General features: G+C 60.1%; 10 protein-coding genes. 7 read left to right on the top strand and 3 right to left on the bottom strand.

The annotated features are described in order from the left end of the window. From ACK5NW_RS00395 to ACK5NW_RS00410, 4 genes are all read left to right on the top strand, one after another. Positions 1-600 (top strand): RHS repeat-associated core domain-containing protein (locus ACK5NW_RS00395; protein ID WP_416924272.1); only part of this gene is annotated, 600 nt, incomplete at its 5' end. Between the two features lie 10 nt (positions 601-610). Further along, positions 611-1,195: a tetratricopeptide repeat protein gene (locus ACK5NW_RS00400; protein WP_416924273.1), complete on the top strand. Its 585-nt coding sequence runs from the start codon at positions 611-613 to the stop codon at positions 1,193-1,195. Positions 1,196-1,362: 167 nt separating this feature from the next. Then, positions 1,363-1,854, top strand: coding sequence for a hypothetical protein (locus ACK5NW_RS00405; RefSeq protein ID WP_416924274.1), 492 nt, complete (start codon positions 1,363-1,365; stop codon positions 1,852-1,854). Beyond that, entirely contained in the window at positions 1,841-3,367 is a 1,527-nt protein-coding gene (locus ACK5NW_RS00410) for an aldehyde dehydrogenase family protein (RefSeq protein WP_416924275.1), read from the top strand. The genes ACK5NW_RS00405 and ACK5NW_RS00410 overlap by 14 nt, the downstream gene beginning before the upstream one ends. 270 nt (positions 3,368-3,637) lie before the next feature. Here the strand turns inward: ACK5NW_RS00410 and ACK5NW_RS00415 are convergent, their stop codons facing one another. Both ACK5NW_RS00415 and ACK5NW_RS00420 read right to left on the bottom strand, forming a co-directional pair. Next, positions 3,638-4,642: a 2-dehydropantoate 2-reductase gene (locus tag ACK5NW_RS00415; RefSeq protein ID WP_416924276.1), complete on the bottom strand. Its 1,005-nt coding sequence runs from the start codon at positions 4,640-4,642 to the stop codon at positions 3,638-3,640. Between the two features lie 113 nt (positions 4,643-4,755). Beyond that, entirely contained in the window at positions 4,756-5,586 is an 831-nt protein-coding gene (locus tag ACK5NW_RS00420) for an aldolase/citrate lyase family protein (RefSeq protein WP_416924277.1), read from the bottom strand. Between the two features lie 99 nt (positions 5,587-5,685). On the opposite strand from ACK5NW_RS00420, the gene ACK5NW_RS00425 reads away from it, so the two are divergent. From ACK5NW_RS00425 to ACK5NW_RS00435, 3 genes are all read left to right on the top strand, one after another. Beyond that, on the top strand, positions 5,686-6,741 hold the full coding sequence (locus ACK5NW_RS00425) for an NAD(P)H-dependent flavin oxidoreductase (RefSeq protein ID WP_416924278.1): 1,056 nt from the start codon (positions 5,686-5,688) through the stop codon (positions 6,739-6,741). A gap of 528 nt (positions 6,742-7,269) precedes the next feature. Further along, positions 7,270-9,513 (top strand): protein-disulfide reductase DsbD family protein, encoded by a 2,244-nt coding sequence (locus ACK5NW_RS00430; RefSeq protein ID WP_416924281.1) that lies wholly within the window; start codon positions 7,270-7,272, stop codon positions 9,511-9,513. Positions 9,514-9,606: 93 nt separating this feature from the next. After that, positions 9,607-10,062 carry a potassium channel family protein gene (locus ACK5NW_RS00435; RefSeq protein WP_416924279.1) on the top strand — a complete coding sequence of 152 codons (456 nt, stop codon included), beginning with the start codon at positions 9,607-9,609 and terminating at the stop codon, positions 10,060-10,062. A gap of 186 nt (positions 10,063-10,248) precedes the next feature. On the opposite strand, the gene ACK5NW_RS00440 is transcribed toward ACK5NW_RS00435, so the two are convergent. Then, complete coding sequence (locus ACK5NW_RS00440; RefSeq protein ID WP_416924280.1) at positions 10,249-11,100, bottom strand: 3-hydroxybutyryl-CoA dehydrogenase; 852 nt, start codon at positions 11,098-11,100, stop codon at positions 10,249-10,251. Between the last annotated feature and the right edge of the window lie 267 nt (positions 11,101-11,367).

Here is an 11,367-nt window from a genome sequence, read left to right on the forward strand (position 1 = left end):
GTGTGGGGTAATGTCACGCTGGACACCAACCCCGGCTTCCAGCCCTTTGGGTATGCGGGTGGCTTGTACGACAGCGATACCCGATTGACGAGGTTCGGCGCAAGAGACTACGATGCCGAGGCCGGAAGGTGGACGGTCAATGATCCGATCTTGTTCAATGGGGGGGATTCCAACCTTTATGGTTATGTGACTCAGGATCCGGTGAATGGAATTGATCCTGATGGAGAAGACTGGAGAACCTGGCTTCAAGGTATCGGAATAGCAATCGGGTTTTCTGGATCGCCGGGAATTAATCCAAATGCTCCCAATAATCCACCTGAACCCCCATCGCAACAAGCACCAGTAAAGCCGGGGCAAGTGCCTGGTAGGCCGTTACCCAATCCTGCAACCAATCCAAACCCGCTACCAGAATTAACTCGGCCGACTGCCCCTATTTCGCCACCACCATCTGGACCATTTACGCCTGCCCCAAACTTGGCACCTCCACCTCTTTGGCCAATAGCATTAAAGTGCATGGGTGCGGCTGCTTTCTTGCTGACGCCAAGTAATGCCGGTCAATGTGCAAATCCATGTGAATGCGGCCAGCTGTATTGCGATTAAATAGAAATACATGGAATATTTTGAGTCTGACTGCTGGTCGAAAGCACATAAGCGATATATTGATGGGGATTTGGATGGTGCAATTGAGATTTGCATATCCAAAGAGTGCTCAGAATCTTCAGATTGTCAGAGGCTTGCTGCGTGGGCATTTTATAGTAAAAATTTGTATGACATGGCAATGCATTATTTTAAAATTGCTGCCGCCAAAGGAGATATTGAATCTCATTTTGGTATTGGATGTGCTTGCTATGCATTGGGGGACTATATGATGGCGATAGATTCGTTCAGTCGAGCTGCTGAGCTTGGATATGGCCGAGCCTATCATTGGGTTGGAGGCATGTATATGAATGGAATAGGAGTTCCAATGAAATATTGGAAGGCTGTTTATTTTCTTTGTTTGGGTGCGGATGCGGGCTATCTAATATCGCAAAGATGGTTAATTAGCGTAGAAAACAAAAGAGGTGGAATTTTTCGAAAAATATTTAACTTCCCTCGCTACTTGTCTGTTATTTTGCGTGGGGCGATAATTGCTGTTAAAAACCCAAAAGATGAACGGATCATTGATGTGCCGAATGCATTTGATCGTTTCAATTAAAATTGAAACAAGGATCGGATTACTTAAATCATGATTTGCCAAGGAAGCTAATTTCACTTCAATATTTAAATGAGTGAGTTTAGGGCAACCTGCGCCAAGTCAACCTCAAAGACGGCAAAGTCATCACCTACGCCATCGACCCGGCCAACCGCCGGACCGGCAAAACAGTGAATGGCCAACTGCAATGGCAACTGGTGTGGCAACTGGTGTGGCAAAGCCAGCTCAGGCCCATTGCCCGTTTGAAGGCAGACAACACCCTGGAAGCCACCTACTACTACGGCGACAAACCCAACGTACCTGATGCCATGCTCAAGGACGGTAAGACGTACCGCATCGTCACAGACCAATTGGGCAGCGTCAGATTGGTCATTGACAGCGACACCGGAGAAGTGGCCCAGCAAATGAGCTACGACGTGTGGGGCAATGTGACGCTGGACACCAACCCCGGCTTTCAGCCCTTTGGGTATGCGGGTGGCTTGTATGGCAGCGATGCAGGTTGCGCCAACCCCAGTGTTTGGGGTGTACAGTTTGCAAGCGGCATGGCAGGTTGTGTTGTCGGCAGCGCGCTTATTCAAAAGTTCAGAAGTTCAGGCCACTGCCCACGTGATGCCGCTTTCTTTGATTTAAAAAACCAGGAGACTTCATATGGACCCGTTTGAGCTTAAAAAATTCAACCTTGATCTGGCGCACCCGTTCAAGCCGCAGTACAACAACTACATTGGCGGCAAGTGGGTGGCCCCTAGCGCAGGGCGCTACTTTGAAAACGTGTCGCCCATCACCGGCGCGCCGTTTTGCAAGGTGGCACAGTCCGATGCTGATGACGTCAACCGCGCGCTGGACGCGGCCCACGCTGCGCAGGCCACGTGGGGCAAGACGGCGGCGGCTGACCGATCCAACCTGCTGCTGAAGATTGCCGACCGCATCGAGGCCAACTTGCAAAAGCTGGCCGTGGCCGAGACCATCGACAACGGCAAGCCGCTGCGCGAGACCATGGCCGCCGATTTGCCGCTGGCCGTCGATCACTTTCGCTACTTTGCCGGTTGTTTGCGCGCTGAAGAAGGGGCCATTTCCGAGATTGACGAAAACACTGTGGCCTACCACTTTCAGGAGCCGATTGGCGTGGTGGGCCAGATCATTCCGTGGAATTTTCCGCTGTTGATGGCGACCTGGAAGTTGGCCCCCGCGCTGGCTGCGGGCTGCTCGGTGGTGATGAAGCCGGCCGAACAAACGCCCGCGTCCATCATGGTGCTGATGGAAACCATTGGTGATTTGTTGCCGCCGGGTGTGGTGAACATCGTCAACGGCTTTGGCAAAGAGGCGGGCGAGGCATTGGCCACCAGCCCACGCATTGCCAAGATTGCCTTCACCGGATCGACCCCCGTGGGCCAGCGTATTTTGCGTGCGGCGGCCGACAGCCTGATTCCGTCCACCGTGGAGTTGGGCGGCAAAAGCCCCAACATCTTCTTTGCTGACGTGATGGACAAGGACGACGCGTTTTTGGACAAGGCCATGGAAGGGCTGGCCATGTTTGCGCTCAACCAGGGCGAGGTGTGCACCTGCCCGTCGCGCATTCTGGTGCAAGAATCGATTGCCGAGCGCTTTATCGAACGCGCTACCCAGCGCGTGGCCAACATCAAGACCGGTCACCCGCTGGCGCTGGACACCATGGTGGGCGCGCAGGTGTCGCAATTGCAGATGGACAAAATTCTGAACTACATCGACATCGGCACCAAGGAAGGGGCCAAAACGCTGATTGGCGGCCAGCGCAACCTGCTTGGTCAAAACCTGGACAACGGCTTTTACATCAAGCCGACCATCTTGCAGGGCAACAACAGCATGCGCATTTTTCAGGAAGAAATTTTCGGCCCCGTGGCGGCGCTGACCACCTTCAAGGACATGGACGAAGCCATCGCCATTGCCAATGACTCGATGTACGGCCTGGGCGCTGGTGTGTGGAGCCGCGACGGCACCACCGCCTACAAGATGGGCCGTGCGATCGAGGCGGGCCGGGTCTGGACCAACTGCTACCACGCCTATCCGGCGCATGCCACGTTTGGCGGCTACAAACGCTCGGGCATTGGGCGTGAAACCCATAAGGCAGCGCTGGCCAATTACCAGCAAACCAAGTGTCTGCTGGTCAGCTACAGCGCCAACAAGCTGGGCTTTTTCTAAGAACCTGTTCAAAGTCTCAGCGTGAGGGGTGTGGGATGCGGATCTGGATGGGCTGCAAGGCGTAAACCGCAGCGATACCTGGCGGTATCGCGAGGATTTGCAACGCAGCAGGCCGCCCGGGGCCGCGCCCACACACCCGCGCAGAGACGTTGAACACGCTCTAAAGCTTCGTTTTTTTGTGCGCCGCCGCCTGTGACCATCGGGTGACGGTGTTTTTTCATGTTTTTGAATGAGTGGCGAAGGCCTGGTCAATCAGCAGGTGCTTGAGCGTCAATACAGGCCGCGTATTTGTGCGTGCAGGCGCGACAGCCCCAGCAGCGCGTCGGTAAACGGTGTTGGCACGTCGGTCAACTGGCCCAGCTCGCGCACAGCACCCACCAGCGCGTCAATTTCTACTGCACGGCCTGCGTCCACGTCTTGCAGCATCGAGGGCCTGAATGAACCCAGCTTGCGCGTGACGGCGTGGCGGTCTTGCGGCGTCTGGTCGATCGGGATGCCGATGCGCGCGCCGATTTCGCGCGCTTCCAGCATCACCGCGCTGACAAAGCCGCGCACCAGATCGTCGTCCAGCACGCGATCGGACGGCGCGCCGGTTAGCCCGCACACCGGGTTGATCGTCATGTTGCCCCACAGCTTGTACCAAACGTCGCGCTGAATTTGTGCGGACAACGTGGCCTCAAAACCCGCTTTTTCCAGCAAGGCCAGCAGCGCTTGCGCGCGTGCGCTGGTGCCGCCGCCCGGCTCGCCCACAATCAGTCCGGCACCGTTGCGATGGCGAATCACCCCCGGCGCATCCACCGAGCAACTGGCGTGCACCACGCAGCCGATCACATGGGCGGCCGGAATGGCCTGCGCAATCGCACCGCCTGCATCCACCGACTCCAGCACCCGCCCTTGCAGCGCGCCGCCAAAGCCTTGCAAAAACCACCAGGGTACGCCATTCATGGCCGTCAGCACCACCGTCTGCGGGCCAATCAGTGGGCTGATGGCGCGCGCCACATCGGCCATGGCGGGGGCCTTGACGGCCACGATCACCAGGTCTTGTGCGCCCAGATCGGCAGGGTGCTCCACGGCATGCACATCAAACGCCTGCTCGCGTTCGCGTTCATGTTCGGCTTCGCCTTGCCCTTCGCGCAAGCGCAGGCCGTGTGTGCGCAGCGCTTGCAGCGTGGCACCGCGTGCCACCACGTTGATGGGGTGCCCTTGCGCTGCCAGTCGCGCCCCGATCCAGCCGCCAATGGCCCCTGCGCCATAGATGCAAATTTTGTTGAACATTTTGGCCTTTGTCGCTTATACAGAAGGCATAGGCAGCTTCTGTATTTGTAGCAAATTTGTGGTGATCTGGTCATTCACGTGGCAGCACCTCAAGGCACAGCCTGCGTGTGCGTTCAATAACCCAACGGCCCTTGTTCGGGCGCTTCGCTGCGGTAGGTTTTGAGCAGCTGCGTGGCACCGTTGACCAAGACGATGGTGTCGGCCCCCACGGCCACAAAGCGCGCACCGGCAGCCAGCCACTTGCGTGCCTGCGTCTCGGTGGTGGACAAAATGCCGGGCGCTTTGCCTGCCTTCAAAATGCGGATGATGGCCTGCTCGATCATGGTCTGCACCTCGGGGTGACCGGGGTGGCCGGGGTGGCCCATGCTGGCGCTCAAATCCGCCGGGCCGATGAACACGCCGTCTACGCCTGGTGTGGCGGCAATGGCGTCCAGGTGCTGCATGGCGGTTGCCGTCTCGGCCTGCACCAGCACGCAAATCTGGTCATTGGCTTCGTGCACATAGCGTTCATGCGCCTGCCAGCGCGAGGCGCGTGACAGCGCACTGCCCATGCCGCGCACACCATCCGGCGGATACTTGGCCGCAGCCACCACCTGCGCAGCCTGCTCAGGCGTATCCACCATAGGTACCAGCAGCGTCTGCACGCCGGTGTCGAGAAACTGCTTGATGATGGCCGTACCCGCCTCGCCCGTGCCCAGCGGCACGCGCGCCACGGGGTGCGAACGCGCATCGCCAAACGCTTGCTGTGCGCTGGCCACTGCCTGCAACTGCGCCAGCACGCTGCGCACGTCATTGGGCGCGTGCTCGCCGTCCAGTAGTAGCCAGTCAAAGCCGATATCAGCGATCAGCTCAGTGCTGTAGCCATTGGCCAGCGCCACCCACAGGCCAAGCTGGGTGCGGCCTTCGGCCAGGGCTTGTTTGAAGGGATTGGTAGGAACTTTCATCCAGGGCTTTCTGCGAGGCGTGGTGATGACACGCAAATTTGCGCGGCAACGCATCTCATAATGCCATGATCGAACCACGCACCACGAGGTCACACCATCATGTCTGCCTTTGCACAGCGCCTAAACCTGCGCCATCCCCTCATTCAAGCCCCCATGGCCGGGGCGCAAGGCAGTGCACTGGCGTTGGCCGTCAGTGGCGCTGGTGGCCTCGGTTCGCTGCCTGCGGCCATGCTCACACCTGAGGCACTGCATGCCGAATTGACCACGTTGCGAGCCAGTGGCTTGCCGTACAACGTCAATTTTTTCTGCCATACACCGCCCACGCCGGATGCGGGGCAGCAAGCGGCGTGGCTGGCCGCGCTGAAACCTTATTACGATGAACTGGGGCTGGATGCGGCGCAAGCGGGCGGTGGCCCGGCGCGCCAGCCGTTCAGCACCGAGACGGCAGATTTGCTGGCGGAGTTTGCACCGCCGGTGGTCAGCTTTCACTTTGGTTTGCCCGCGCCGGAGCTGCTGGCAAAAGTGAAGTCATGGGGCGCATTTGTCCTTTCATCGGCTACTACAGTGCGCGAGGCGCTATGGCTTGAAGAGCATGGCGCAGACGCGGTGATTGCCCAGGGGCTGGAAGCGGGCGGACACCGCGGGCACTTTCTGAATAAAGACTTGACTGAGCAAATGGGTACCTTCGCCTTGCTGCCGCAGGTGGTGCGCGCCCTCAAAGTTCCGGTGCTCGCCGCAGGCGGTATAGCCGATGCCGCAGGCGTGCGCGCGGCCATGGTGCTGGGTGCGGCGGGCGTGCAAGTGGGCACGGCCTATTTGTGCGCGAATGAGGCGCTGACCGGCCCGCTGCACCGCGCCGCATTGCAAAGCGAAGCGGCGCACCACACGCAATTGACCACGCTGTTCACAGGCGGTGCAGCGCGTGGCATCGTCAACCGGGTGATGCGCGAGTTGGGGCCTTTGAACCCCGCTGCGCCGCCCTTTCCGCTGGCCAACCCTGCCATCGGGCCACTGCGTGCGGCCGCTGAAAAAGCCGGATGCAGCGATTTCACCTCGTTGTGGAGCGGGCAAAACGCCAGCGGCTGCCGCAACGCGCCTGCGGCAGACATCACGGCTGAGCTGGTGTGGGGGGTTGATAAAGGCAGCTTTGCGTGATCTGCGCCAGTGTGATGCTCGGATGCTCTGCCACTAACATGAAATGGCGCTCGCAATGGGGGCTGTATTTCAGCAGCCTGTTCATAAGCTCAACCACATTGTGAATTTCGTGGTCTGAAATTCAACCGAGATCCAGCGGTTGACCGCTGGAGTTCTTCTTGAAAGCCGCATGAATACACAACTTTCTGCCCTTTCCCCAAGCTCACCCTGGAGGTCAAGGCGCACCGCACCCACTGGCACTGCGCTCGCCGCGCCATGCGGCGTTGCTCGTCCTTGCGGGCAGCAAAGCCCGCAGCGTCCTCGCGTCTTGCCTGGCACGCCGATCACAGCACATCGGATGCGTCCAACTGCCGGATCTAGGCTCAATTTATCCGCTGTGCGGTCACAGGTGGGTGCTGCGCAGTCTTTTCATGAATCTTGGCTTGGCTTTTGCGGTGCTTCAGGCGCATCGTCCGCAGGGCTTATCGGGTTGGAACCAAACCAGTTGCGTGCGCGTCCCATAAGATTCGTGCCATGGCTTGGTTGAACATGTTTTTACGGCGATTGTTTTTCAGTCATTTTGCTTTTGTTTTGATAGCTGTTGGTGTTTTGCACACCGGCGCAAAAGCGCAAAACAGCCAAGCAATCGAGGTGCGCACCGAGCAGGTGCAGGCGACGTTGCTGGCGCATGCGCCGCAGGGCGTGCCTGTGGGGTTGGTGCCTGAGGCAGCCCAAGGCCAGCCGGTGTGGGTGGGGCTGCAAATTCAGCACGCGCCCGATTGGCACACTTACTGGAAGAATCCGGGCGATTCGGGTCTGCCCACCGATTTGCAGTGGACGTTGCCGCCGGGCGTAATGGCGGGTGACATTGCCTGGCCGCTGCCGCAGAAGATTCCGGTGGGTCATTTGGCCAACTATGGCTATGACGGCACGGTGCTGCTGCCGGTGCCTTTGGTCATCACGCCGCAATACAAGCCCTCGCTGGCCGAGCTGACCAGCGGAATGCCGGTGCAGCTGAAGGCCAGTTGGTTGGTATGTCGGCAAGAGTGCATTCCGCAAGAGGGGGAATTTGCCCTCAGGCTGCCGCTGCGCAGCTCGACCGCATTGCACGGTGCGGCGTTTGATGCGGCGTTGGCGTCTCAGCCCACCGATGTGCAGGGCGAGCACCGCATCACGCTCACCCAGGATGGGCAGCGCCTGGCGGTGCGTGTGGCGGGTTTGCCAGCCAGTGCGCAAGGCCAAACGTTGGAGCTGTTGGCCGAGACGCCGGGCGTGATCGTCACCGCCGCCACGCAGGCGCTGCCCGATCAGGCTGTAGGCCCTAAGACCTGGAGCCAGCGCTGGGACGGCGCGGTGTGGACGGCCGACGTGCCGGTAGCGCCTGAGCGCAGCGAAAGCCCAGCCACCATGCCGCTGGTGCTGACGGTGGGCGGGCAAGGCTGGCGCGTCGAGGTGCCCGTCAGCAGCGACTGGCCTGCGCTGGCCCCGTTGCCGGGGCTGTCACCCGCGCTGGAGGCTGCGCTGAAGGCCAATGCCCAGCAGGCTGACAATTCGGCCATGCCGAGCACCACCACGTCCATGGCCAGCAGCGCCCTGGCGTTGACGCTGATGGGGGCTGCGCTGGGGGGTATGCTGCTGAATCTGATGCCTTGCGTGTTTCCGGTGCTGGCCATCAAGGTGCTGGGCTTTGCCGGGCATGCAGACGACCGGCGTGCGCACCGTATCGGCGGGCTGGCTTACAGCGCTGGCGTGGTGCTGTCTTTTCTGGCGCTGGGTGCGCTGCTGCTGGCGTTGCGTGCAGCGGGCGAGGCGGTGGGTTGGGGCTTTCAGCTGCAGTCGCCTGCGGTGGTGGCGGCGCTGGCGACGCTGTTTACCGTGATCGGCCTGAATTTAGCGGGCGTGTTTGAGTTTGGCTACATGCTGCCCAGCAGCGTCGCCACGTTGCAGGCGCGGCACCCAGTGGTCAACGCCTTTTTGTCGGGCGTGCTGGCGGTGGCGGTGGCGTCGCCCTGCACCGCGCCGTTCATGGGGGCCTCGCTGGGGCTGGCGGTGGGCTTGCCCGCTGTGCAAGCCTTGCTGGTGTTTGCCGCCATTGGTTTGGGCATGGCCTTGCCTTATCTGGCCGCCAGTTGGTGGCCCGCCGTGGCCCGCCTGCTGCCCCGGCCCGGCGCGTGGATGGACGTGCTGCGCAAGGCGCTGGCGTTCCCCATGTTTGCCACCGTGGCCTGGCTGGTATGGGTGCTGGGGCAGCAAAGCGGCATCAATGGCGCGGCGGCCTTGCTGCTGCTGCTGGTAGCGCTGGCCTGGTTGCTGTGGGCCTGGGGTTTGCAAGGTCGCCTGTGGCTGGGTGGCGTGGCGCTGGTGCTGGGCGGCGCACTGCTGGTATGGCTGGGGCCGTGGGTGGTTCAAGAGCCAGATGCGGTGCCGGTGTCTGCCACTGCCAACCGCGCTGAAGGCCGCTGGCAGCCCTGGACGGCAGAGCGGGTAAACGCCACCTTGGCTGCTGGGCGACCGGTGTTTATTGACTTCACCGCCGCCTGGTGCGTGACCTGCCAGTACAACAAGAGCACCACGCTGGCCAGCGCTGAGGTGTTGACCGCGTTGGACGCAGCGCGTGTGCAAACCTTCCGCGCCGACTGGACGCGGCGTGATGCGGCGATCACGGCCGAGCTGCAAAAACTGGGGCGCAGTGGTGTGCCGGTGTATGTGCTGCAAGCGCCGGGCAAAGCGCCCATCGTGCTGAGCGAGATACTGAGTGTGGGCGATGTGAAAGCCGCTTTGGCCAGACTGTGAGCGCCGGGACGGATTTGCGCACGCACACCGGCAGCGAACAGGGTGGTCGGCCTTGGCCGACAAAGTCACAATGTGTGCATGGAAAAACGCCCAATGACTCTGAGTGCTGCGCGCCAGGCGCGCCTGAAGCTGGCCCGGCGTGGGCTGTGGTCGTCGCTGCTGCTGGTGGCGACCATGCTGCCGCTGGGCGGTGTGGGCTTTTGGCTGGTTGACCCAAAAGTGCATTCCATCGGCGAAGGCATGTGGCTGGCCTTTGTGACAGCCGCCACGGTGGGCTATGGCGATGTGGTGCCCTCGAATGGGGCCGCCCGCTTTTTTGCCATGGTGGTGGTGCTGGTCGGGTTGGCGGTGCTGTCGCTGGTGACGGCATCGCTGTCGACCATCTTTATCCAAAAGCACGCGGACGATGATCTTTTGGCGCAGCAGATGGCCGCAGATGCCAGACTGGAGCACGCCATGCTGGCCGAATTACAGCAATTGCGCGCGCAGGTGGCGGCGCTTCAGGTGGCCGTCGAGCGCCTCAGCGCCGTGCACGAGCGACCCGGCTAGTGTAGTGGTCGATGCTTGATGGCACTTATAAAAATGATGGATTTTTTGTCATGGCAAGGCGCAAACCGCAGCGATAGCCGTAGCTACCGCGAGGATTTGCAACGTCGCCATGGCGGCAAAGACGCGTTTTTATGTACCAGATAGCGTCGAACACTACACTAGTGCTTTGGTCACGCCGCCCGACGTTCAGGCGTAGCTGTAAACGCCCGTGCCGGTCTTGCGGCCCAGGCGGCCCGCGGCGACGTATTCGCGCATCAGTGGACAAGGGCGGTATTTGCTGTCGCCAAACTGCTCCAGATACACCTCCATCACAGCCAGGCAGACGTCAATGCCCACCATGTCGGCCAGTGCCAGTGGACCAATGGGCTGATTGCAGCCCAGGCGCATCCCGGCGTCGATGTCTTCGGGCGTGGCCAAGCCTTCGGCCAGCACAAAAAACGCCTCGTTGATCATGGGCACCAGAATGCGGTTGACCACGAAGCCAGGCGCGTTTTTCACCGTGATGGGGGTTTTGCCGAGTTGTTCGGCCAGGGCTTTGACTGCGTCGTGCGTGGCATCTGACGTTTGCAGACCACGAATGATTTCCACCAGCGCCATCATCGGTACTGGGTTGAAAAAATGCATGCCCACAAAACGATCCGGGCGCTGCGTCACGGCGGCCAACTGGGTGATGGAGATGGATGAGGTGTTGGTGGCCAGGATGACCTCGGGGGCCAGCAGGTCATCGAGCTGTTTGAGGATTTTGTTTTTCAGCTCATGGTTTTCGGTGGCCGCTTCAATCACCAGTTGCACGCCTTTCAGATCGTCGTAGTTGGTGCTGCCTTTGATGTGCGCCAGGGCCTCGGTTTTTTGGTTTTCCGTCATTTTGTCTTTGGCCATCAGACGATCGAGGCTTTTGCCGACCGTGGCCAAGCCTTTGTCTACCGCAGCTTGTGCGATGTCGACCATCACCACCTGCAAACCCGACACTGCGCAGGCCTGGGCAATGCCATTGCCCATGGTGCCTGCGCCAACGATACCCACAGTGGTGATGCTCATGAAAATCTCCGAAACAAAATTGAAAGTGAAAGCGAGGTGGGGCAGGGCCATGCCTGCCAGATCAAGACCCAGTGTCCTGAATTGCAAATTCGTTGAACAAATCCGCCGAGAATCGGACACCATGCGGCGTTGCAAAGCCTCGCGATACCGCCCGGTATCGCTGCGTTTTGCGCCTTGCCTAGTACCGATTTCGGCAGATTTCTCATTTCAACGAACTTACAACCCAGGACACTAGCACGCCATGATGGCACAAGCGGGCAAGCGCAC

Origin of the sequence: Ottowia sp. (assembly GCF_047975795.1) — a bacterium.
Lineage (GTDB): Bacteria > Pseudomonadota > Gammaproteobacteria > Burkholderiales > Burkholderiaceae_C > Ottowia.

Excerpts from the sequence above, each read along its gene's own strand:
- ACK5NW_RS00415 (WP_416924276.1), bottom strand. The coding sequence starts at position 4,642 with ATGTTCAACAAAATTTGCATCTATGGCGCAGGGGCCATTGGCGGCTGG.
- ACK5NW_RS00435 (WP_416924279.1), top strand. The coding sequence starts at position 9,607 with ATGACTCTGAGTGCTGCGCGCCAGGCGCGCCTGAAGCTGGCCCGGCGT.
- ACK5NW_RS00410 (WP_416924275.1), top strand. The coding sequence starts at position 1,841 with ATGGACCCGTTTGAGCTTAAAAAATTCAACCTTGATCTGGCGCACCCG.
- ACK5NW_RS00430 (WP_416924281.1), top strand. The coding sequence starts at position 7,270 with ATGTTTTTACGGCGATTGTTTTTCAGTCATTTTGCTTTTGTTTTGATA.
- ACK5NW_RS00420 (WP_416924277.1), bottom strand. The coding sequence starts at position 5,586 with ATGAAAGTTCCTACCAATCCCTTCAAACAAGCCCTGGCCGAAGGCCGC.
- ACK5NW_RS00400 (WP_416924273.1), top strand. The coding sequence starts at position 611 with ATGGAATATTTTGAGTCTGACTGCTGGTCGAAAGCACATAAGCGATAT.
- ACK5NW_RS00425 (WP_416924278.1), top strand. The coding sequence starts at position 5,686 with ATGTCTGCCTTTGCACAGCGCCTAAACCTGCGCCATCCCCTCATTCAA.
- ACK5NW_RS00440 (WP_416924280.1), bottom strand. The coding sequence starts at position 11,100 with ATGAGCATCACCACTGTGGGTATCGTTGGCGCAGGCACCATGGGCAAT.